The sequence below is a fragment of the Pseudomonas sp. Irchel 3F6 genome (genome assembly GCF_900187595.1).
Lineage (GTDB): Bacteria > Pseudomonadota > Gammaproteobacteria > Pseudomonadales > Pseudomonadaceae > Aquipseudomonas > Aquipseudomonas siliginis.
Genome location: NZ_FYDP01000002.1, coordinates 177,107 through 199,812, shown reverse-complemented (window position 1 = coordinate 199,812; position 22,706 = coordinate 177,107). Strand labels below are relative to the sequence as shown.

Here is a 22,706-nt window from a genome sequence, read left to right as displayed (position 1 = left end):
GTCTCAGGTATCCAGCTTGCCTGCCATGAATTGCTTCATGCGTTGACGCATCGTTGCGCCCTCATTCCCCAGACATGCCACCGATGAACCGGCCAGACTGTCTTCGGCCAGTTCCGAGGCATCGCCGGCCAGCATCAATTGGCAATCGAGGCTCAGTGCCAGCCGATTCAGGCGCCGGGGCAGCTCTGGGCCGGGGGCATGATTGGAAAACAACACAAGTGCGTCAGGCTTGACCTTTTCGCAGACCAGCGTCAATTCATCGAACGGCTGGCCCGTAGTCAGCACCCGCACGCCAGAATCGTTGCCGCTGAGAAACAGCGCCGCGACCAGCAACTCAAGCTCTCTGCACTGCCCCGCGAGCGCGCTGACAATCACCCGGCGCGGTTGCGCACCCCGCAACATGACAATGCGCTGCAGTACACGCACCCTGAGAAATCCGTCGAGAAACAACCATTCGCTGGTTTGCCCGAAAGCGTCCTGGCGCTGCAGCAGTTGACGCCACAACGGCATCAGAATGGCTTCGAACACCACCGGCAGCGCGTACGACGAGAAAATCTGCCCGTAGACGCGATCCAGCTGCTGATCGTCGAACGCACTGACCGCCTGCTGAACCTGCTCCTGCCATTGCTTGTAATCGGCCTGCACATGGTCATCGGGGATGAAGTTTGCCAGCACCTTCAGAGGCTCTGTTTTCGCCAGGATCTTGCCGACTTTGCTCACGGCCACGCCGCGATCGATCCAGTCGACAATGCTGCGCACGCGCTCGATATCGTTCATGGAATACAAACGATGCCCGCTTTCGGTGCGCGTCGGCTGGATGAGTCCGTAACGGCGCTCCCAGGCACGCAGGGTCACCGGGTTGACGCCAGTCAGGCGCGCCACTTCGCGGATGGGAAATAGCTCTTCGCGCTCGATCGTGCCGAGTGCTGTCGAAGCCGGGCGAGGGTCCGTGATTACAGGCATCTGGCGGTCAACTTCCGTGTCGGTTCATTGGATCCCATTTTAAACATGATGGACTGGAAACCTTCAAGTAGTGATCTACGACGAATGTGGCTGGTTTAATCGACAAAATCAGGAATAATCCTTGCTTGCTGCAAAGCGCAGGTCTCTACCCCGGCCTGCGTCAGGCGAAGCTCTTACCCGGAGCGACGCACTCGAAATACGGAGATACAAAATGTCTACTTGCCCCGTCACGCTAATGGTAGCGCGTCGCGTCGCCGATGGCCGTTATCACGATCTTATCGCCTGGTTGCGCGAAGGCGAGCAACTGGCCACCGACTTCCCCGGCTACCTCGGCTCCGGCGTACTCGCGCCACCGCCCGGTGACAACGAATTCCAGATTATCTTCCGCTTTGTCGATGAGCAGACCCTGCACGCGTGGGAATACTCGGCGTCGCGTACCGCCTGGCTGAATCGTGGCAGCGATCTTTTCGAACATCCCAAAGAGCACCGGGTCAGCGGCATTGAAGGCTGGTTTGGTGCTGCCGGCCAACGCCCGCCGCGCTGGAAACAGGCCGTGGCGATCTGGCTGGCGTTTTTTCCGGTGTCGCTGATATTCAACTTTGCCCTCGGCCCGCTGCTCGCTGAGCTGAGCCTGTTGCCGCGCATCTTGATCGGCACGGCGTGCCTGACGCCGCTGATGGTGTATTTCTTCATCCCGTTGTCGACGCGTCTGCTGGCGAACTGGTTGAACAGCACGCCGACGCGGCCATTGGCTGGCGCACCGTCGGCGCAGAATCGCTGATCTGCAGCGGGCGGCGAGCCTGTTATAGTTTTCGCTTCAACCGCGATGCGAGCCGCCCATGCCAGATTCCGCAGCCCCGATCCTCATCACCGGCGCCGGCCAGCGTGTCGGTTTGCACTGCGCGCAGCGCTTGATCGAGGATGGCCACCCGCTGATTTTCACTTACCGCACCGAGCGACCGGGCGTACAGGCCCTTCGCGATCTTGGTGCGACAGCGCTGTTCGCGGACTTTTCCAGCGAGGCCGGGATTCTTGCCTTCATCGACGCGCTGAAAGCCCACACCGAGAGCTTGCGCGCCGTCGTGCACAACGCCTCCGAATGGCTGGCGGAAACCCAGGGCAGCGAAGCACAAGCCTTCAATCGCATGTTCAACATTCACATGCTCGCGCCTTACCTGATCAACCTGCACTGCGCCGGGTTGCTGCAACGCTCGACACCTGCCGACATCATTCACATCAGCGACGACGTCACCCGCAAGGGCAGCAGCAAGCACATCGGTTATTGCGCCAGCAAGGCCGGGCTCGACAGTCTGACCCTGTCGTTTGCCGCGCGCTTTGCGCCCGCCATCAAGGTCAACGGCATCGCTCCGGCGCTGCTATTGTTCAACCCCGACGATGACGCCGCCTACCGCAGCAAGGCGCTGGCCAAGTCCGCGCTGGGTATCGAGCCGGGCAGCGAGGTGATCTATCAGAGCCTGCGCTATCTGCTCGACAATCCCTATGTCACCGGCACGACCCTGACCGTCAACGGCGGCCGGCACGTCAAATAGGCCGTCCCGCTTCAGCCGCGAGTCGAGTAAGATCCACCTGAACGCCTGCAATAGACTGGACGGAGCAAATCAATGCCACAACTTCAACCGGGAATGGCGCGCATCCGGGTCAAGGATCTGCGCCTGCGCACCTTTATCGGCATCAACGAGGACGAAATCCTCAACAAGCAGGATGTGCTGATCAACCTGACCATTCTGTACGCAGCGCAGGAAGCGGTGCGTGACAACGACATCGACCACGCGCTGAATTACCGCACCATCACCAAAGCGATCATCGCCCACGTCGAAGGCAACCGCTTCGCCCTGCTCGAACGCCTGACTCAGGAATTGCTCGATCTAGTGATGACCAATGCATCGGTGCTGTACGCCGAAGTCGAAGTCGACAAGCCCCACGCGCTGCGCTTCGCCGAATCGGTATCGATTACGCTCGCAGCGAGCCGCTAGCTTCAAGCTTCAAGCTTCAAGCCGTAAGCGTTAATCTAACGCCCCCCACAATTCAATCTTGCAGCTTGTAGCTTGCCGCTTGAAGCTGTCTCGAAGAGACCCTTATGACCGAGCAACAACGCCTGGAACTCGAAGCCGCCGCCTTTCGCCGACTGGTCGCTCACCTCGACAGCCGCAAGGACGTGCAGAACATCGACCTGATGAACCTCGCCGGGTTCTGCCGCAACTGCCTGTCGAAATGGTACAAGGCCGAAGCCGACCAACGTCAGATCGAGGTCAGCCTCGATGACGCCCGCGAAGTGGTGTACGGCATGCCCTACGCCGAGTGGAAAGCCCAATACCAGCAAGAAGCCAGCGCCGAGCAGCAAGCAGCGTTTGCCAAAGGAAAACCCAATGACTGATCTGAACACCCTGCGCGCCAGCCTCAAGAGTGGCGAGCATGCTTTCGCCGACACCCTGGCGTTCATCGCCGCCGGTTATGACTACCAGCCGCAAGCATTCAACAACGGCGGCGTGGAAAACGCTGCCGGGCAGAATGAAGGCTCGTGCAAGACCCTGGGTCTGGCACTGCTGGAAGGCTTGAGCGATGAAGAAGCGCTGCTGGCTTTCGGCGAGCATTACCGTTCGGTCCTGGCGACGCCCGAGGGCAGCGATCACGGCAATATCCGCGCGTTGATCAAGCACGGCCTGGCCGGGGTGAAATTCAGCGCCCAACCCCTGAACCGCCGCTGATCCCCAACGGCCACACATAACACCTGTGGGAGCGAGCCTGCTCGCGAAGACGGACTGACATTCAACGTTGATGTCGACTGATACACCGCTTTCGCGAGCAGGCTCGCTCCCACACTGGATGCGTGGCGACTGCGAATCTCGGGCACAAAAAAACCGGCCAATCTGGCCGGTTTTTTTTATGCCCTGCGGTCTTAGAACGTGGCGTTCTGCAAGCCGTCCAGGTAGCGCTCGGTGTCCAGTGCCGCCATGCAACCGGCGCCGGCCGAGGTGATGGCCTGACGGTAAACGTGGTCAGCCACGTCACCGGCAGCGAAGATGCCTTCGACGCTAGTGGCAGTCGCATTGCCTTCACGGCCGCCCTGCACAACCAGGTAACCGTCTTTCAGCGTCAACTGGCCTTCGAACAGCGAAGTGTTCGGGGTGTGGCCGATGGCGATGAACACGCCGTCGACTTTGATCTCGTCGAAGCTGCCATCATTGTTGCGCAGGCGCGCACCGGTCACGCCCATGTTGTCGCCGAGGACTTCGTCCAGGTTGGCGTTCAACTTGAGAATGATCTTGCCTTCAGCCACACGAGCGTTGAGCTTGTCGATCAGGATCTTCTCGGCGCGGAAGGTTTCGCGACGGTGGATCAGGGTCACGGTGCTGGCGATGTTGGCCAGGTACAGCGCTTCTTCGACAGCGGTGTTGCCACCGCCAACCACGGCGACCGGCTTGTTGCGGTAGAAGAAACCGTCGCAGGTCGCGCAGGCCGACACGCCTTTGCCCATGAACGCTTCTTCCGACGGCAGGCCCAGGTAACGGGCGCTGGCACCCGTGGCGATGATCAGCGCATCGCAGGTATAGACGGCGCTGTCGCCGGTCAGGGTGTACGGCTTGGCAGCGAAGTCCACGGCGTTGATGTGATCGAAAACGATCTCGGTCTCGAAACGCTCGGCGTGCTCGCGCATGCGCTCCATCAACACCGGACCGGTCAGGCCATGAACATCACCCGGCCAGTTGTCGACTTCGGTGGTGGTGGTCAGTTGACCGCCGGCCTGCATGCCGGTGATCAGCAGTGGCTTGAGGTTGGCGCGGGCCGCGTAGACCGCAGCGCTGTAGCCGGCGGGGCCGGAACCGAGAATGATCACTCGCGAATGACGGACTTCAGACATGAATCTGCTCCTGTTGGCCGGCCATGAAAAAATCTGGCGCGGACGCCGGACGGCCGGCGGAATAAAAAAGGACCGTGGACACCTTGGGGAAGGCTTGAACTCGACAGTCCTGTAAAAAGTTGGGTGCAGCGTATCGAGGGGGGCAAGATTAAGGAAATACGGTTTAACAATCCAGCTCATAGGTGGTCTCTATGCCGAGACGCTGACGAGATAGACCTCTTTGTTACAGTGAATGTCGATTGCTCTGCCGCGCTTTCGCCGCTGTGGCAAAGCCGGTAACGTCGGCGCGTTTTCCCTTGCTTCGGAGCACCTTATGCCCGCCCCTGTTCTGTCAGGCCCGCAATACCTGCGCGAAGGCCTCAAACTGGTCCTGAGCCCTGGCCTGCGCCTGTTCGTGTTGTTGCCGCTGGCTATCAACCTGGTGCTGTTCGTCGGATTGATCTATCTGGCCGGCCACCAGTTCAGCCTGTGGGTCGACACGCTGATGCCGTCATTGCCTGAATGGCTGAGTTTCCTCAGCTATATCCTCTGGCCGCTGTTCGTGGTCCTCGTGGCCTTGATGGTGTTTTTCACCTTCACCATGCTCGCCAACATCATTGCCGCACCGTTCAACGGTTTCCTCGCGGAAAAAGTTGAAGTGGTGGTGCGCGGCACCGATGATTTCCCGGCGTTCAGCTGGGGCGAACTGATCGCGATGATCCCGCGCACCCTCTCCCGGGAAATGCGCAAGCTCGGCTACTTCCTGCCGCGCGCCATTGGCCTGTTCATCCTTTCGTTCATCCCGGTGGTAAATATCGTCGCCGCGCCGTTATGGCTGCTGTTCGGCGTGTGGATGATGGCCATCCAGTACATCGACTACCCGGCGGATAACCACAAACTGGGCTGGAACGAGATGCTCGCCTGGCTGCGGCAGAAGCGCTGGCAGAGCATGAGTTTTGGCGGGATCGTCTATCTGGTGTTGCTCATTCCGGTGGTCAACATCCTGATGATGCCGGCGGCGGTAGCCGGGGCGACATTGTTCTGGGTGCGCGAACGTGGCGCCGAAAACCTGGTGATACAGCACTGACCGCGTCACAAATCCATCATCCAAATGTCACAACGTCGACATGGCCTCAGCCGACACTGAGGTCATGACGACAGCTCTACATATCACCCTCATCAGCGAAACCTTCCCACCGGAAATCAACGGCGTGGCCAATACCCTTGGCCGCTTGTGCGAGGGTTTGCGCGCAAGAGGGCATCAGGTGGAGCTGGTGCGCCCGCGCCAAGCCGGTGATCCACAACGCAGCGAAGACGATGCACTGTTGCTGTGTCGCGGATGGCCGCTGCCGGGCTATCCGGGGCTGCAATGGGGCCAGTCGTCGATGCATAAACTGCTGCGGCGCTGGAAACGCCAGCGCCCCGATGTGCTGTACATCGCCACGGAAGGCCCGCTGGGATTGTCGGCACTGCGTGCCGCACGGCGCCTAGGGATTGCGGTGGTGAGCGGCTTTCACACCAACTTCCAGCAATACACCAGCCAGTACGGCCTCGGTCTGCTGACGCGGATGCTTACCCACTACCTGCGCTGGTTTCACAATCGTTCGGCAATGACTTTAGTGCCGAGCGCCAGTCAGCGCCTGGAGTTGGAGCGGCGGCATTTCGAGCGGCTGGCGTTGTTGTCGCGGGGTGTGGACAGCCAGTTGTTTCATCCGAGCAAACGTCAGAGCGCGTTGCGTGAGCAATGGGGGCTCTCTGACACGGATATCGCGGTCATCCACGTAGGAAGGCTCGCCCCGGAGAAAAATCTGGGCCTGCTCAAACGCTGCTTTGAAACCCTGTGTGAGACTTATCCACAGCGCCATCTGAAGCTGATCGTGGTCGGTGACGGCCCGCAGCGTTCGGCGCTGGAAAAAGAATTGCCGGAAGCGATCTTCTGCGGCGCGCAGCGGGGTGAAGTACTGGCGGCGCACTATGCCTCAGGGGATCTGTTTGTATTTCCCAGCCTCACCGAAACTTTCGGCAATGTGGTGCTGGAAGCCCTGGCTTCGGGACTTGGCGTTATTGCTTATGACCAGGCAGCGGCGGCGCAGCATATTCGCCATGGCTACAACGGCGTTTCGGCAATGCCCGGCGATGAGCAGGCGTTTTGCGAAGCGGCGGCGTGGTTGCTGGAGGAAGATGAACGGTTGCGTTGTGTGCGGCTGAATGCGCGGCAGCATGGCAGTCGCCAGGGCTGGGCGGCGATTATCGAGCAATTCGAGGGGTATTTGCGGGGGGCTTGTGCGGGGGAGTTGGTGGTGCCTGGGGCGCAGACACAACCATAGATTTGCGTCGACATAGAAACAGCGTTCGCGAGCAGGCTCGCTCCCACATGGACACCGCATTCCGTCATATGAAATGCAGTAGAGGGTGGGAGCGAGCCTGCTCGCGAAAAGGTCGAACTGGCGCTGCTTAAACCAGGGTCATCAACGCCTCACGACTGAACGGCAGAATATCCTGCTCACGTCCTTCACGGACTTTCTGCGCCCAGTCCGGATCGACCAGCAGCGCGCGGCCCACTGCTACCAGGTCGAACTCTTCTTTGTTCAGACGCTCCAGCAGATTTTCCAGGCTGGCCGGTTGCGCGACCTTGTCGGTGTTGACCATGAACTGCAGGAACTCGCCGTCCAGGCCGACGCTGCCCACGGTGATGGTCGGTTTGCCGGTCAGCTTGCGGGTCCAGCCAGCGAGGTTCAGATCCGAGCCGTCGAACTCCGGCTCCCAGAAGCGTCGGGTCGAGCAGTGGAAAATGTCCACGCCAGCGTCAGACAGCGGCTTGAGAAACTCGCCCAGCGCTTCGGGGGTTTGTACCAGACGCGCGGTGTAATCCTGCTGCTTCCACTGCGAGAAGCGGAAGATGATCGGGAAACCCTCACCGACAGCTGCGCGCACTGCTTGAATCAATTCGATGGCAAAACGCGAACGGTTGGCCAGGCTGCCACCGTATTCGTCGCTGCGCTGATTGCTGCCTTCCCAGAAGAACTGGTCGATCAGATAACCGTGGGCGCCATGGATTTCCACACCGTCCATACCGATGCTTTGCGCATCTTTGGCAGCCTGGGCAAACGCAGCGATCACGTCCTGGATGTCCTGCTTGGTCATGCCGTGTACCACGACCTGACCGTCCTTGAGTTTTTCCGACGGACCGTAGCCCGGCACGCTGGCATCCGGCTCGGTGCCGAGGCGACGTACGCTGCCGACATGCCACAGTTGCGGGACGATCTTGCCGCCCTCGGCGTGCACGGCGTCGACAACTTTTTTCCAGCCGGCCAGCGGCGCTTCACCGAAAAACTGCGGCACGTTTGGATAGCCATTGGACGCGATGTGGCCGACCGTGGTGCCTTCGGTGATGATCAGACCAACCCCAGCGGCCGCACGACGACGGTAGTACTCGATGACTTTGGAATTCGGCACGCCGCCCGGCGAGAACGAGCGGGTCATTGGCGCCATGACGACGCGGGTCGGCAGTTCGAGGGCACCGAGATGGAACGGTTTGAACAGGGCTTTAACGGGCATCGAGAGGCTCCACGAAAACATTGGCGACAGGCATGAATCGATATGACGCCGATAATATTGAGAGTCGAGAGCTCTGAACAGCATTATTGATTTTGGTGATTAAGGATCAAAAGATTGAAAAGCAAAAGATCGCAGCCTTCGGCAGCTCCTACACGAGATTGGTGTTCTCCCTGTAGGAGCTGCCGAGGGCTGCGATCTTTTGATGCTACTTTTCAGCCCAGCGCTTTTTCAATCGCATGCACGATGGTCGGATCATCCGGCGCCGTGCGCGGCGAGAACCGCGCCAGCACCCGGCCGTCCTTGCCGAGCAGAAACTTCTCGAAATTCCAGGTGATGTCACCGGGAAATTCGGCGCCCTCGCCCGCCAGCAGGCGATACAACTGATGCCGCTCGTGGCCGTTGACTTCGAGCTTGCTCGACAACGGAAAGGTCACGCCATAGTTGAGGCTGCAGAACTCCTGGATCTCTTTCTCCGAGCCTGGCTCCTGACCGGCAAACTGGTTGCACGGCAGGCCCAGCACAGTGAAGCCTTTGGCCTTGTATTGCTGGTAGAGGTTTTCCAGTGCCGCGTACTGGGGGGTCAAGCCGCATTTGGAGGCCACGTTGACCACCAGCACGACTTGGCCCTTGAACGGTGCCAGCGGTAGCTCCTGACCATCCAGGGCGGTCAACTTAAGGTCGTGAAAAGCACTCATGCCGAACTCCAGGATTCTCGTGTTCTACTCGAAACAGCCACTTGGCGAGGCCACCAAGGACAGCCGCGGACTAAAAAGGCGCCCACAGGCGCCTCTCCAGTACTCGAAGCTTAGCGCAGAAAATCAGTGGTGATGGCCACCTTCGCCATGGACGTGACCATGAGCGATTTCTTCCTGGCTGGCGTCACGGATATCAACGATCTTCACCTTGAAGTTCAGGCGCTGACCGGCCAGAGGGTGGTTGCCATCAACGGTGACGTCGTCGCCGTCCAGGTCACGAATGGTGACGATCTGCATCTGGCCGTCCGGCGCCGAAGCGTGGAACTGCATGCCGACTTCCAGCTCGTCAACGCCTTCGAACATGCTGCGGCTCAGGGTGCTGACCAGCTCGGCGGCGTATTCGCCGTAAGCATCTTCCGGCTCAACGGCCACTTCCAGCTCGTCGCCGACAGCTTTGCCTTCCAGGGCTTTTTCCAGGCCCGGGATGATGTTGCCTGCACCTTGCAGGTAAACCAGCGGAGCGCCGCCGGCGGAGCTGTCGATGACCTCACCAGCGTCGTTGGTCAGGGTATAGTCGATGGAGACAGCCTTATTGGCGGCGATCAGCATGGGGCGAGACCTTTTGCATAAGAATATAGAAAGGCCAAGTTTAGCGAAGCAATCGCGTGAAAGCGACCACAACCCGGACAAACGGGTTTCGACCATCACCGGCTTTCATCAGGACGAAGATGGCCATTGGGTGGTCGAGCTTTCCTGTGGCCACACCCAGCACCTGCGCCACCAGCCGCCGTGGCAAACCCGCGCCTGGGTCCTGGATCCGGCGCAACGTATTGAAAAAACAGGTCAACCCTTTGCCTGCGGTTGGTGTGCACAAGGCTCGGTTAGCGATAACCTTGGCGACTGAATTTCGGTAGTCGGCCAGACATAGGCTGACACCCTTGCATAGAGAATTCCCATGCAAACTTTTTTTATCGCCCCCACCGATTTTGGCGTGGGTCTGACCTCCATCAGCCTCGGGCTGGTGCGCACGCTTGAACGCGCCGGGCTGAAAGTCGGCTTCTTCAAACCGATCGCCCAGCCGCACCCCGGCGACACCGGCCCTGAGCGATCCACCGAACTGGTGGCGCGCACCCACGGTCTGAAACCGCCGCAGCCGTTAGGCCTGGCGCACGTTGAACGCATGCTCGGCGACGGTCAGCTCGACGAACTGCTCGAAGAAATCATCGCCCTGTATCAGCAAGCGGCGGTCGGCAAAGACGTGCTGGTGGTCGAAGGCATGGTGCCGACCCGCAGCGCCAGTTACGCCGCGCGGGTCAATCTGCACCTGGCCAAGAGTCTGGATGCCGAGGTGATTCTGGTCTCGGCGCCGGAAAACGAAGTGCTCGCCGAGCTTTCTGGCCGTGTCGAGCTTCAGGCTCAATTGTTCGGTGGCCCGAAAGATCCGAAAGTCCTCGGGGTGATCCTCAACAAGGTCAAGACCGACGAGAGCATGGACGCCTTCGCCACGCGTCTGAAGGAGCATTCGCCGTTGCTGCGCAGCGGTGATTTCCGCTTGCTTGGCTGCATCCCGTTTCAGCCGGAACTCAATGCGCCACGCACCCGCGACGTCGCCGACCTGATGGGCGCGCAAGTGCTCAACGCGGGCGACTACGAAACCCGGCGCATGAGCAAAATCATCATTTGCGCACGAACCATGCGCAACACCGTCGAGCTGCTCAAGCCCGGCGTGCTGGTGGTGACGCCGGGCGATCGCGACGACATCATCCTCGCCGTCAGCCTCGCAGCGATCAACGGCGTGCCGCTGGCCGGCCTGTTGCTGACCAGTGACACCCTGCCCGACCCGCGCATCATGGACCTGTGCCGGGGCGCGTTGCAGGCCGGTCTGCCGGTGTTGTCGGTGAGCACCGGCTCGTACGACACCGCCAATCTGCTCAATGGCCTGAACAAGGAAATCCCGATCGATGACCGCGAGCGCGCGGAGATCATCACCGATTTCGTCGCCAGCCACCTCGACGCCAACTGGCTGCATCAGCGCTGCGGTACGCCTCGGGAGATGCGCCTGTCGCCGGCAGTGTTCCGCTATCAATTGATCCAGCGCGCGCAAGCGGCGAACAAGCGCATCGTCTTGCCCGAAGGCAGCGAGCCGTTCACCGTGCAAGCGGCGGCGATCTGTCAGGAACGCGGGATCGCCCGCTGCGTGCTGTTGGCCAAGCCCGAAGACGTCGAAGCGGTCGCCCGCGCGCAAGGTATCGTGCTGCCGCCGGGTCTGGAAATTCTCGACCCGGACCACATCCGCGAGCGTTACGTCGAGCCGATGGTCGCCCTGCGCAAGAGCAAAAGCCTCAACGCACCGATGGCCGAGCAACAACTGGAAGACACCGTGGTGATCGGCACCATGATGCTTGCGCTGGATGAGGTCGACGGCCTGGTTTCGGGTGTGATCAACACCACCGCCAACACCATCCGCCCCGCCCTGCAACTGATCAAGACCGCACCGGGCTGCACGCTGGTGTCGTCGGTATTCTTCATGCTGTTCCCCGAAGAAGTGCTGGTCTACGGCGACTGCGTGATGAACCCGCACCCGAGCGCCGCAGAACTGGCCGAGATCGCCCTGCAAAGCGCCGACTCGGCAGCCGCATTCGGTATCACTCCACGGGTGGCGATGATCAGCTACTCCAGCGGCGAATCGGCCCGCGGTGAAGAAGTCGAGAAAGTCCGCGAGGCAACTCTGCTCGCCCATCAGCAACAAAACTCGCTGTTGATCGACGGCCCGTTGCAATACGACGCCGCCGCCAACGCCGACGTGGCGCGGCAACTGGCGCCGAACAGTCAGGTCGCCGGGCGCGCCACGGTGTTTGTGTTCCCCGATCTGAACACCGGCAACACTACGCACAAAGCCGTGCAGCGCAGCGCCGACTGCGTCAGCCTCGGGCCGATGCTGCAAGGCCTGCGCAAACCGGTGAACGACCTGCCGCGCGGCGCGCAAGTCGATGACATCGTCTACACCATCGCGCTCACCGCGATTCAAGCCGCCAACCGACCTATGGATGTGTAAATGCTGGATTTTCTACCCGCCCCCGTGCGCGGCGTGATCGCCTCGCTGCTGTTGGCGCTCAACACGATTCTGCTGTGCTCGTTCCTGTTCTGTGTGGCGCTGGTCAAGGCCCTGCCGTTTGCCTTTACCCAGCGCATTGCCGGTTGGCTGATGAGCCACACTCACGAGGCGTGGATCAGCAATAACAAAGCCTGGATGAATCTGGTTCGGCGCACCCGCTGGCACGTCAGCGGCCTGCAAGGCCTCGACTATCAGCACTCGTACCTGATCACCAGCAACCACCAGAGCTGGGTGGATATTCTGGTGCTGCAATACGTGCTCAACCGCAAGATTCAACCGCTGAAGTTTTTCCTCAAGCAGGAGCTGATCTGGGTCCCGGTAATCGGGCTGGCCTGGTGGGCGCTGGGCTTTCCGTTCATGAAGCGCTACTCCAAGGCGTACCTGGAAAAACACCCGGAGAAGAAAGGCAAGGACCTGGAAACCACGCGCAAGACCTGCGCGAAATTCCGCCATAACCCGGTGGGGATTTTCAACTTCGTCGAAGGCACACGCTTCACCGAAGGCAAGCATGCGCAGCAGCAGTCACCGTTCAAGTACCTGCTCAAGCCCAAGGCCGGCGGGATCGCCTTTGTGCTGGATGCGATGGGCGAACAGCTGGAGTCGATCGTCAACGTGACGATTCATTATCCAGCGGGGCGTCCAGGGTTCTGGGATTTGCTCTGCGGCAATGTGCGCGATGTGGTGGTGCATTTTGAGGAAATCAAAATCCCGCCGGCCTTCATCGGCAAGAACTACGACCAGGACGGCGAGTATAGATTGCAGTTCCAGGGCTGGATCAATCAGCTGTGGCTGGACAAGGATGCGTTGCTGGAGCAGATGCACCGCGAATATCCACGTCACCAATAACCCCCTGTGGGAGCGAGCCTGCTCGCGAAAGCGGTGGATCAGCTTGCAAAGATGTTGAATGAGATAAAGCTTTCGCGAGCAGGCTCGCTCCCACAGTTGATCGTTCCCACGCTCCGCGTGGGAATGCAGCCCGGGACGCTCCGCGTCCCTGCCGAAGCGGACGCGGAGCGTCCAATGAGGCATTCCCACGCGGAGCGTGGGAACGATCACCCAACACTAAAAAGCCCGCCGATGATCACTCATCGGCGGGCTTTTCATTGATGGCTAACGCTTAAATCGCGCCACGCTGCCGCAACAGCTCCAGCACTTGCTTGACGCTTTCTTCCAGACTCAGCGACTGCGTGTCGATCACCAGGTCGGCGTTGAGCGGCACGTCGTACGGGAAGGATTCGCCCGGGATATTGTCGCCGCCAGCAGCGTACAGCCCTTGCGGATCACGCTCGGCGCACACGGTCGGCGAGGCCTGCACGTAGACCGTCAGCAAGCGATCCTTGCCGATCAGTTCCTTGGCCTGCTCGCGACCTTCGGCACTTGGCGCGACGAACGCGGCCAGGGTCAGCAGCCCCGCTTCGTTGAACTGACGCGCCACGTGGGCGGCTCGACGCCAGTTCTCGGTACGCCCGGCGCGATCCTGTGGCAGACCTTTGTTCAAGTCATGACGCAGGTTCTGGCCATCCAGTACAAACACCGCGCGGCCCATGTCGAACAGCTTGCGCTCGACCGCATACGCCAGGGTGCTTTTACCCGCGCCGGACAGGCCGCTGAACAGCACGGTGGCCGGTTGCTGGCCGAAGCGCTGGGCACGTTCTTCGGTCGCCACGTGGGCCAGTTTGCCGTGGTGGGTGGCGGTGCCATGGGCCACTGGCTGAGCGACGATCATGCCGGCGCCAACGGTGCCGTTGGTCAGGCGATCGATGACGATGAATGCGCCGGTGGTGCGGTTGCTTTCGTAACCGTCGAGGGCGATCGGCGCGTCGAGCGCGATCTTCACCTTGCCGATTTCGTTGAGCTGCAACGCGCTCGCCGGGCCTTCTTCCAATGTGTTCACGTCGACCTTGTTGACGATGCTGGCGATCGAGCCCGGCACGTAACTGGTGGCGCGTTTGATGTCGTATTTCTTGCCCGGCAGCATCGGCTCTTCAGCCATCCACACCAGCATCGCTTCGAAGCTGTCGGTGACCGGTGGCACGTTGTCGGCATGCACCAACAGGTCGCCACGGGAGATATCGATTTCGTCTTCCATGGTCAGGGTTACCGCCTGACCTGGGCCGGCGTGCTCCAGTTCACCTTCGAAGGTGACGATGGATTTCACCCGGCTGCTCTTGCCCGACGGCAGCACCACGACTTCATCGCCCTTGTGCACGATGCCGCTGGCCAGGGTGCCGGCGAAACCACGGAAATTCAGGTTCGGACGGTTGACGTACTGCACCGGGAAACGCAGATCGGTGAAGTTGCGATCGCCCGCCACTTCCACAGTCTCGAGGATTTCCATCAGCGACTGGCCGGTGTACCACGGCGAGCGCTCGGACTTGTTCACCACGTTGTCGCCTTTAAGGGCAGACATCGGCACGAAGTGCATGCTGGTCGGCTTCATCTTCAAGCCTTCGGCGAACTTCAGATAGTCGGCCTTGATCGACTCGAACACGCCTTCGTCAAAGTCCTTCAAGTCCATCTTGTTGATGGCGACGACGATGTGTTTGATACCCAGCAGGGAGGCGATGAAGCTGTGGCGACGGGTCTGGGTCTGCACGCCGTAACGGGCGTCGACCAGAATGATCGCCAGGTCACAGGTGGACGCACCGGTGGCCATGTTGCGGGTGTACTGCTCATGGCCGGGGGTGTCGGCGATGATGAATTTGCGCTTGGCGGTGGAGAAATAGCGGTAGGCGACATCAATGGTGATGCCCTGCTCACGCTCGGCCTGCAGACCGTCGACCAGCAATGCCAGGTCGATGTCGTCACCGGTGGTGCCGGATTTTTTCGAATCGCGGGTGATCGCTTCGAGGTGATCTTCGTAGATCATCTTCGAGTCGTGCAGCAGGCGCCCGATCAGGGTGCTCTTGCCGTCGTCGACGTTACCGCAGGTCAAAAAGCGCAGCAGCTCTTTACGTTCGTGCTGGCCCAGGTAGGCGAGGATGTCCTCGCTGATCAAATCAGAAACATGCGACATGACAGCCCCTTAGAAATAGCCTTGACGTTTTTTGTCTTCCATCGAGCCTGCGCCATCGTGGTCGATGACCCGGCCCTGGCGCTCGGAAGTTCGCGTCAGGAGCATTTCCTGAATGATGTCCGTCAGGCTTTCGGCCTCGGACTCCACCGCGCCCGTCAACGGGTAGCAGCCAAGGGTGCGGAACCGCACTTTCTTTTTCACGATGCGCGCTTTGTCTTCGTCGGACAGGTGCTCGAGGATGCGCTCGTCGTCGATCATGATCAGCGTGCCGTTCTTCTCGATCACTTCACGTTCGGCGGCGAAGTACAGCGGCACGATCGGAATGCCTTCGAGATAGATGTACTGCCAGATGTCCAGCTCGGTCCAGTTCGACAACGGGAACACACGAATGGATTCGCCCTTGTTGACCTTGCCGTTGTAGACGTTCCACAGCTCCGGACGCTGGTTTTTCGGGTCCCAGCGGTGCTTGCTGTCACGGAACGAGTACACGCGCTCTTTGGCGCGGGATTTCTCTTCATCGCGACGGGCGCCGCCGAACGCTGCGTCGAAACCATGCTTGTCGAGTGCCTGTTTCAGGCCTTCGGTTTTCATGATGTCGGTGTGCTTGGCGCTGCCGTGGGTGAACGGGTTGATGTTCTGCGCCACGCCATCGGGGTTGATGTGGGTAATCAGGTCCAGGCCCAAGTCTTCGACCATCTTGTCGCGGAACTTGTACATTTCCTGGAATTTCCAGCGGGTGTCGACGTGCATCACCGGAAACGGCAGTTTGCCCGGGAAGAACGCCTTGCGTGCCAGGTGCAGCATCACGGCGGAGTCTTTACCGATGGAGTACAGCATCACCGGGTTATCGAACTCGGCGGCCACCTCGCGGATGATGTGGATGCTTTCCGCCTCCAGCTGTTTCAGATGCGTCAGTTTGTCGACCATGGCTACTCACGAAAGCTTTCTTATGAACGGCCAGCGGGCCGTGTTCGAGCGAGGAATCCTAGCACAGCGACCTCTTCTAATCAGGACGCCAACTAGATCGAAAGGGTATATGAATATGCCCACCAGTTCGGCCGTCAGGGCCGAACGTGGGAGCGAGCCTGCTCGCGAAGGCGGAGTGTCAGGCACCTTTGTATTGAAGGTCTGACGCCTTCGCGAGCAGGCTCGCTCCCACAGGAGTTTGCGGTGAGCTCAGATCGGGTTCGGGATGTCGATGAAGATGTGCTCAAGGGCAAAGCGCTTCGCCAGATACTCGCCCAGCGCCTGCACGCCATAGCGTTCGGTGGCGTGATGGCCGGCGGCGATGAAGCTGATGTCGTTTTCCCTGGCGCTGTGGAAAGTCTGCTCGGAGGCCTCGCCACTGATGAACAGATCGACCCCCGCCGCCACGCCCTGATCGATATAACCCTGGCCGCCGCCGGTGCACCAACCGACGCGGCGGATCATGCCGCTGCCTTCGATCAGCAGCGGCTCGCGGCCCATGACTTCCTGCACCTTGCGCGCGAAATCCCGCGCGGTCATCGGCTCATTCAGCGAGCCTACCAGCCCGACGATTTTCGGGTTGCTCGGGTCCAACGGCCCTTCAACAGTGATGTCGAGCTGACGCGCCAGTTGCACGTTGTTGCCGACGTCCGGGTGCAGATCCAGCGGCAGGTGATAGGCGAGCAGACTGATGTCGTGCTTGAGCAAGGTTTTCAAGCGGCGCTGTTTCATGCCGGTGACGCAGGGGTTTTCGCCTTTCCAGAAATACCCGTGATGGACCAGGATCAGGTCGGCCTCGGCTTCGACGGCGGCGTCCAATAAAGCCTGGCTGGCGGTGACGCCACTGACGATGCGCATCACTTGCGGGCGGCCTTCGACCTGTAATCCGTTGGGGCAATAATCGGCAATTTTCGCACTGCCCAGGTAACGGTCGGCTTCTTCGACGAGGGTGCTGAGGGCAACGGCCATGAAAGACTCCTAAATATCCCGTTCAGAGGCGCGCGCGGCCTCGTATAATGCGCGACATTATGGGCGGTCTGACCTCGCCTGCAACCTTTCCAGGAACGTGCTTAATGCTCAAGGCGCTGCGTTTTTTTGGCTGGCCGCTGTTGGCCGGTGTGCTTATCGCTCTGTTGATTATTCAGCGTTACCCCGAGTGGGTCGGGCTGCCGAGCCTCGACGTCAATCTGCAACAGGCGCCACAGACCACGATCGTGCAACAGGGGCCGGTGTCCTATGCGGATGCGGTGGGCATCGCCGCGCCGTCGGTGGTCAACCTGTACACCACCAAGGTCATCAACAAACCGGCGCATCCCTTGTTCGAGGATCCGCAGTTCCGCCGCTTCTTCGGTGACAATTCGCCGAAACAGAAGCGCATGGAATCGAGCCTCGGTTCCGGGGTAATCATGAGCCCGGAAGGCTACATCCTCACCAACAACCACGTCACCAGCGGCGCCGACCAGATTGTCGTGGCATTGAAGGACGGTCGCGAAACACTCGCACGGGTGATTGGCAGCGATCCTGAGACTGACCTGGCTGTCCTGAAGATCGACCTGAAAAACCTCCCGGCAATCACCGTCGGCCGCTCCGACAGCATTCGCATCGGTGACGTCGCGCTCGCTATCGGCAACCCGTTCGGCGTCGGTCAGACCGTGACCATGGGCATCATCAGCGCCACCGGCCGCAATCAGTTGGGCCTGAACAACTACGAAGACTTCATCCAGACCGATGCGGCGATCAACCCGGGCAACTCCGGCGGTGCGCTGGTCGATGCCAACGGCAACCTCACCGGCATCAACACGGCGATCTTTTCCAAATCCGGCGGCTCGCAAGGCATCGGTTTTGCCATCCCGGTAAAACTGGCGATGGAAGTGATGAAATCGATTATCGAGCACGGCCAGGTGATTCGTGGCTGGCTGGGCATCGAAGTGCAACCGCTGACTCAGGAACTGGCGGAGTCGTTTGGCTTGTCCGGGCGTCCGGGGATTGTCGTCGCGGGGATCTTCCGTGACGGCCCGGCGCAGAAAGCCGGCCTGCAACTGGGCGATGTGATCCTGAGTATCGACGGCGAACCGGCCGGCGATGGCCGCCGCTCGATGAACCAGGTGGCGCGGATCAAGCCGACCGACAAGGTGACGATTCAAGTGATGCGTAACGGCAAGGAGCTGAAGCTGACGGCTGAAATCGGCCTGCGTCCACCACCGGCACCGGTGAAAGAAAAAGAAGAGTAAAAATGTTTTCGCGCCAACGGCGCGAATAACAGACATTCTCAACGGGCATGTTATATTGTTTCAATTCTCGCAATTGGAACAACATAACATGTCGTCTCGCAAAAAGGCCTCACTGTTGGGCCTGACTCTGGGTTTGCTCTGCGATCCCGCCTTCGCCGATGAGCCGCAGCCCGTTGAGCTGGAAGCCATCAGCGTCACCTCCGACTACGAATCACCCACCGGCCCGGTCAGCGGTTATCGCGCGACTCGCTCGGCCAGTGCGACCAAAACCGACACGGCGATACGCGATATCCCACAAGCCATCAGCGTGGTCCCGGCCAGCGTGCTCTCGGATCTGGGCAGCAGCAGCGTCGAACGTGCGCTGGATTTTGCTGGCGGCGTATCGAAGCAGAACAACTTCGGCGGCCTGACCCTGTACGAATACAGCGTGCGCGGCTTCACCACGTCCGAGTTCTACAAGGACGGTTTCAGCGCCAATCGCGGCTACCCGAGCACGCCAGATGCGGCCAACATCGAGCGCATCGAAGTGCTCAAAGGCCCGGCCGCCAGCCTGTACGGCCGGGGCGATCCCGGCGGTACGGTGAACATCGTCACCAAGAAACCGCAGCCGGAAGCGTTCACCACTCTGCAAACCAGCGCTGGCAGTTGGGACCGCTATCGCACCGCGCTGGACGTCAACACGCCCCTCGATGATCAGGGCGATGTGCTCTCGCGCATCAATCTCGCCGTAGAAGACAACAACAGCTTTCGCGACCACGTCGACAGCCAGAGGGTATTCGTTGCGCCCTCGATCAGTTGGCAGTTGAGCCCGGACACATCGCTGCTGGTGGAGAGCGAAATCGTCCGTCACAACTCGACGTTCGATCGTGGCGTTGTGGCGCCGAACAACAAATGGAGCGGCGTATCGCGCTCGACGTTCTTGGGCGAGCCCAACGACGGCAACATCGACAACCACAACAACCTGCTCCAGGCCACTCTTGAACACCATCTGAACGACAGCTGGAAACTGCGTCTGGCCAGCCACTACAAGGAAGGCAAGCTCTGGGGCGACGCCACGGAACAACGCGCGCTGAACGCCGACGGCCATACGGTCAACCGCCGCTTGCGCGAACGCGACACGAGTTGGCACGACAGCATCACCCAACTGGAACTGCGCGGTCTGTTCGACCTCGGGCCGTGGCAGCATGAATTGCTGATCGGCACCGAGTACGAGAATTACCGCAAGGACGAACGCGTCACCACCATTGCTGGCGGCCCCTACGCCATCGACATCTATAAGCCGGTCTACGGCCAGCCGAAACCCAACGGCGCACGCTCGGGCACCGACTTCTTCGAACACGTCGAAAGTCATGCGCTGAATCTGCAGGACCAGATCATCTTCACCGACAAGCTGCGCGGCATGCTCGGCGCGCGCTTCGAGCACTTCGATCAGCGCATCGACGATCACAGCCGCAACGCCAAAAGTCAGCAACGCCACGACGCGCTGACTCAACGCGCCGGCCTGCTCTATCAGCTCACGCCTAATACCGGCCTGTTCGCCAACGCCTCGACTTCGTTCAAACCGAACAACGGCCTGGATGCATCGGGCAAATCCTTCGACCCGGAAGAAGGCGTCGGTTATGAAGTGGGAATCAAGAACGAGCTGTTCGATGAGCGTGTGAGCAGCACCCTCGCCTTCTTCCACATCGACAAGGAAAACGTTCTCGCCCTCGATCCGGGCACCGACACCAGCCGCGCCATGGGCAAGGCGCGCAGTCAGGGCTTCGATTGGCAAGTGAGCGGCCAGGTGACCGACGCGGTGCGGGTCATCGGCGCCTTCGCCTACATCGACGCCGAGGTGACCAAGGGCGACGCGACCATTGCCACAGGCAGCCGCATCCTCGGCGTGGCGAAACGCAGCGGCAGTCTGCTGGGTGTGTATGAATTTCAGGATGGCCGTCTGCGCGGTTCAGACGTCGGCGCAGCGTTCACCTACGTCGGCGATCGCTCGGGCGAATCCGGCAGCGACTTCGAATTGCCGGCCTACCAGACCGTCGACTTGCTCGCGCATTACAAGGCCAGCGACAACGTCACGGTCGGCCTGAACCTGAACAACATCTTCGACGAAAAATACTACAAGCGCTCCTACAGCAACTACTGGGTCAACCCCGGCGAGCCGCGCAATTTCACCGTCAGCCTGACACTCAACCTGTAAAAGGACGTCACCATGCACTACGGCAAATCCCTTCTGCTCATCGCTGCGCTATTCACCGGTCAGGTGTCGGCCCACGGCCTGTGGACAGAGGAACGACGCGGCAACATCGAAGTGGTCTACGGTCACGGCGCCGAAGACAACGCCTTCAAGGCACAAAAAATCAGCGGTGCCTGGGCATATGACGCAAGCGGCAAAATGATCCCGGTCAGCGTCGAGCGCCTGGCCGATCATGCCCGTTTGAAACCATTGAAGCCGCCGGCGGTGATGGCCGTGGCGCTGAACAATGGCATGTGGTCGCAGACGGCGGACAAGAAGTGGATCAACGAAGGACGCAGCAAAGTGCCCGGCGCTACCGAGGCCACGCAGACCTTCAAGTACAGCCTGTCGATCTATCAGCCGGGGGCGAAATTGCCGAAACTGGACCAGATCAAACTGCTGATCCTGCCGGAGGTCGATCCGCTGACGGTCGGGCCGGGCAAATCGTTACCGGTGCGGGTGCTGCTCGATGGCAAACCGGCGGCAGGGGTGAAGTTGATTGGCGACTATCGCAGCGCGCCAAACACCCTGAGCACCGAGACCGACAAGGATGGGCGTGCGCAGGTGCTGGTGCGTAATGAAGGGTTGAATGTGATTGCGGCGCAGGTTGAAGTGCCGGTGAAGGACAGTGTGGATGTGGACAGTCGTGGGTTGTTCAGTTCGCTGACATTCGTTGGCGAGCCGCATCACGAATAAAAGCACACCCTCACCCCAGCCCTCTCCCGGCGGGAGAGGGAGCCGACCGAGTTGTCTTGCGGGATACATCGACCTGAAAGACCGAGTTGATTATGGATTCAATACAAATCGTTCAAGTCGGTGAACCTCTGCAATATTCCCATTCAGTCCCCTCTCCCTCTGGAAGAGGGGGCCGACCGAGTTGTCTTGCGGGATACATTGACCTGAAAGACCGAGTTGATTATGGATTCAATACAAATCGTTCAAGTCGGTGAACCTCTGCAATATTCCCCATTCAGTCCCCTCTCCCTCTGGGAGAGGGCTAGGGTGAGGGGCTTTTGCTTTTAGAGGTCGCCAAGGCCGTCGATCAACGCCTGATTCTGCTCCGGCGTACCCACCGATATCCGCAAGAACTGCGCAATCCGTTCCTGCTTGAAGTGCCGCACGATCACGCCCTGCTCGCGCAGCTTGGCCGCCATGCCCGCCGCATCATGCTGCGGGTGGCGAGCGAAGATGAAGTTGGCCGCCGACGGCAGCACTTCAAAGCCTTTAGCCTGCAACTGCGCCACCACCCATTCGCGGCTCTCGATCACCTGACGACAGGTCTTGTCGAAATACTCGCGATCGGCAAACGCCGCCGCCGCGCCGACAATCGCCAGACGATCCAGTGGATAGGAGTTGAAGCTGTTCTTGATCCGCTCCAACGCCTCGATCAGATCCGGGTGCCCTACCGCCAGACCGACACGCAGGCCGGCCAGCGAGCGTGACTTGGACAGCGTCTGCGTCACCAGCAGATTCGGATAGCGGTCCACCAGACTGATCGCCGTCTCGCCACCGAAGTCGATGTACGCCTCATCCACGACTACAACCGAATCTGGACTGGCCTTGAGGATTTGCTCGACGGCGTCCAGCGCCAGCAGGCATCCGGTCGGGGCGTTCGGGTTGGGGAAAATGATCCCGCCATTCGGTTTGGCGTAGTCGGCCGGGTTGATCTGGAATTGCGCATCCAGCGGCACCGCATCGAATTCAATGCCGTACAGACCGCAGTAGACCGGATAGAAGCTGTAGCTGATGTCCGGGAACAGCAGCGGCTGATCGTGTTGCAGCAGACCGTGGAAGATGTGCGCGAGCACTTCGTCCGAACCGTTGCCAAGGAACACCTGACTGGTTTGCACGCCGTAATATTCGGCCACGGCGTTTTTCAGCAGATCACTGTTCGGGTCCGGGTACAGGCGCAAGTTGTCGTTGAGTTCGGCTTGCATCGCCGCCAGCGCTTTTGGCGACGGGCCATACGGATTTTCGTTGGTATTGAGCTTGACCAGTTTGGTCAGCTTCGGCTGTTCGCCCGGCACGTAGGGCACCAGATCCTTGACGAACGGGCTCCAGAATTTACTCATC

22 protein-coding genes are annotated in these 22,706 nt (G+C 60.2%); 13 read left to right on the top strand and 9 right to left on the bottom strand.

Going from position 1 to position 22,706, the window contains the following annotated elements:
• Positions 1-3 precede the first annotated feature (3 nt).
• On the bottom strand, positions 4-963 hold the full coding sequence (locus CKW30_RS06955) for a MerR family transcriptional regulator (protein WP_095180389.1): 960 nt from the start codon (positions 961-963) through the stop codon (positions 4-6).
• 211 nt (positions 964-1,174) lie between these two features.
• Between CKW30_RS06955 and CKW30_RS06950 the strand changes: the two genes are divergently transcribed.
• The 5 genes from CKW30_RS06950 (at position 1,175) to CKW30_RS06930 (ending at position 3,689) form a co-directional block, all read left to right on the top strand.
• Complete coding sequence (locus CKW30_RS06950) at positions 1,175-1,744, top strand: antibiotic biosynthesis monooxygenase (RefSeq protein WP_095180388.1); 570 nt, start codon at positions 1,175-1,177, stop codon at positions 1,742-1,744.
• Between the two features lie 58 nt (positions 1,745-1,802).
• Positions 1,803-2,513: a dihydromonapterin reductase gene (gene folM / locus CKW30_RS06945; RefSeq protein ID WP_095180387.1), complete on the top strand. Its 711-nt coding sequence runs from the start codon at positions 1,803-1,805 to the stop codon at positions 2,511-2,513.
• A gap of 72 nt (positions 2,514-2,585) precedes the next feature.
• On the top strand, positions 2,586-2,957 hold the full coding sequence (gene folX, locus CKW30_RS06940; protein WP_016771653.1) for a dihydroneopterin triphosphate 2'-epimerase: 372 nt from the start codon (positions 2,586-2,588) through the stop codon (positions 2,955-2,957).
• A gap of 104 nt (positions 2,958-3,061) precedes the next feature.
• Positions 3,062-3,358 carry a DUF1244 domain-containing protein gene (locus tag CKW30_RS06935; RefSeq protein ID WP_039759325.1) on the top strand — a complete coding sequence of 99 codons (297 nt, stop codon included), beginning with the start codon at positions 3,062-3,064 and terminating at the stop codon, positions 3,356-3,358.
• Positions 3,351-3,689 (top strand): HopJ type III effector protein, encoded by a 339-nt coding sequence (locus tag CKW30_RS06930; RefSeq protein WP_039759326.1) that lies wholly within the window; start codon positions 3,351-3,353, stop codon positions 3,687-3,689. Before CKW30_RS06935 ends, CKW30_RS06930 begins: the two co-directional genes overlap by 8 nt.
• A gap of 191 nt (positions 3,690-3,880) precedes the next feature.
• On the opposite strand, the gene trxB is transcribed toward CKW30_RS06930, so the two are convergent.
• On the bottom strand, positions 3,881-4,843 hold the full coding sequence (trxB, locus tag CKW30_RS06925) for a thioredoxin-disulfide reductase (protein WP_016771656.1): 963 nt from the start codon (positions 4,841-4,843) through the stop codon (positions 3,881-3,883).
• Between the two features lie 313 nt (positions 4,844-5,156).
• Here trxB and cysZ point away from each other — a divergent pair, with 313 nt between their 5' ends.
• On the top strand, positions 5,157-5,909 hold the full coding sequence (cysZ, locus tag CKW30_RS06920) for a sulfate transporter CysZ (RefSeq protein ID WP_038861129.1): 753 nt from the start codon (positions 5,157-5,159) through the stop codon (positions 5,907-5,909).
• Between the two features lie 40 nt (positions 5,910-5,949).
• On the top strand, positions 5,950-7,149 hold the full coding sequence (locus CKW30_RS06915; protein WP_095180386.1) for a glycosyltransferase family 1 protein: 1,200 nt from the start codon (positions 5,950-5,952) through the stop codon (positions 7,147-7,149).
• Positions 7,150-7,276: 127 nt separating this feature from the next.
• On the opposite strand, the gene CKW30_RS06910 is transcribed toward CKW30_RS06915, so the two are convergent.
• The 3 genes from CKW30_RS06910 to CKW30_RS06900 all read right to left on the bottom strand — a co-directional run bounded on the left by CKW30_RS06910 (position 7,277) and on the right by CKW30_RS06900 (position 9,684).
• Entirely contained in the window at positions 7,277-8,380 is a 1,104-nt protein-coding gene (locus CKW30_RS06910; RefSeq protein ID WP_095180385.1) for an NADH:flavin oxidoreductase, read from the bottom strand.
• 212 nt (positions 8,381-8,592) lie between these two features.
• Entirely contained in the window at positions 8,593-9,075 is a 483-nt protein-coding gene (locus tag CKW30_RS06905) for a glutathione peroxidase (RefSeq protein WP_095180384.1), read from the bottom strand.
• A gap of 123 nt (positions 9,076-9,198) precedes the next feature.
• Positions 9,199-9,684, bottom strand: coding sequence for a peptidylprolyl isomerase (locus tag CKW30_RS06900; RefSeq protein WP_056782966.1), 486 nt, complete (start codon positions 9,682-9,684; stop codon positions 9,199-9,201).
• Here CKW30_RS06900 and CKW30_RS06895 point away from each other — a divergent pair.
• From CKW30_RS06895 to CKW30_RS06885, 3 genes are read left to right on the top strand one after another with little or no spacing between them, the layout of a single operon-like run.
• Positions 9,653-9,979, top strand: a complete 327-nt coding sequence (locus CKW30_RS06895; RefSeq protein WP_082530248.1) for a DUF3565 domain-containing protein — start codon at positions 9,653-9,655, stop codon at positions 9,977-9,979. The two genes, CKW30_RS06900 and CKW30_RS06895, sit on opposite strands and share 32 nt — an antisense overlap.
• A 51-nt stretch (positions 9,980-10,030) precedes the next feature.
• Entirely contained in the window at positions 10,031-12,130 is a 2,100-nt protein-coding gene (gene pta, locus CKW30_RS06890; RefSeq protein ID WP_095180383.1) for a phosphate acetyltransferase, read from the top strand.
• On the top strand, positions 12,131-13,036 hold the full coding sequence (locus tag CKW30_RS06885; RefSeq protein WP_095180382.1) for an acyltransferase: 906 nt from the start codon (positions 12,131-12,133) through the stop codon (positions 13,034-13,036).
• Between the two features lie 271 nt (positions 13,037-13,307).
• Here CKW30_RS06885 and cysN read toward each other — a convergent pair whose 3' ends face one another.
• From cysN to CKW30_RS06870, 3 genes are all read right to left on the bottom strand, one after another.
• Positions 13,308-15,206, bottom strand: a complete 1,899-nt coding sequence (cysN, locus tag CKW30_RS06880) for a sulfate adenylyltransferase subunit CysN (RefSeq protein ID WP_042608740.1) — start codon at positions 15,204-15,206, stop codon at positions 13,308-13,310.
• A 9-nt stretch (positions 15,207-15,215) separates the two neighbouring features.
• Entirely contained in the window at positions 15,216-16,133 is a 918-nt protein-coding gene (cysD, locus tag CKW30_RS06875; protein ID WP_016771664.1) for a sulfate adenylyltransferase subunit CysD, read from the bottom strand.
• Between the two features lie 249 nt (positions 16,134-16,382).
• The gene (locus CKW30_RS06870) at positions 16,383-17,141 is read right to left on the bottom strand and encodes a Nif3-like dinuclear metal center hexameric protein (protein WP_095180381.1); all 759 of its coding nucleotides are present in this window, start codon (positions 17,139-17,141) and stop codon (positions 16,383-16,385) included.
• A 104-nt stretch (positions 17,142-17,245) separates the two neighbouring features.
• Between CKW30_RS06870 and algW the strand changes: the two genes are divergently transcribed.
• From algW to CKW30_RS06855, 3 genes are all read left to right on the top strand, one after another.
• Entirely contained in the window at positions 17,246-18,403 is a 1,158-nt protein-coding gene (gene algW, locus CKW30_RS06865) for a Do family serine endopeptidase AlgW (RefSeq protein ID WP_016770590.1), read from the top strand.
• 88 nt (positions 18,404-18,491) lie between these two features.
• Entirely contained in the window at positions 18,492-20,597 is a 2,106-nt protein-coding gene (locus CKW30_RS06860; RefSeq protein ID WP_095180380.1) for a TonB-dependent siderophore receptor, read from the top strand.
• A gap of 12 nt (positions 20,598-20,609) precedes the next feature.
• Positions 20,610-21,329 (top strand): DUF4198 domain-containing protein, encoded by a 720-nt coding sequence (locus CKW30_RS06855; protein WP_095180379.1) that lies wholly within the window; start codon positions 20,610-20,612, stop codon positions 21,327-21,329.
• Positions 21,330-21,652: 323 nt separating this feature from the next.
• Here CKW30_RS06855 and hisC read toward each other — a convergent pair whose 3' ends face one another.
• Complete coding sequence (hisC, locus tag CKW30_RS06850; RefSeq protein WP_056782953.1) at positions 21,653-22,705, bottom strand: histidinol-phosphate transaminase; 1,053 nt, start codon at positions 22,703-22,705, stop codon at positions 21,653-21,655.
• Position 22,706: the final 1 nt, after the last annotated feature.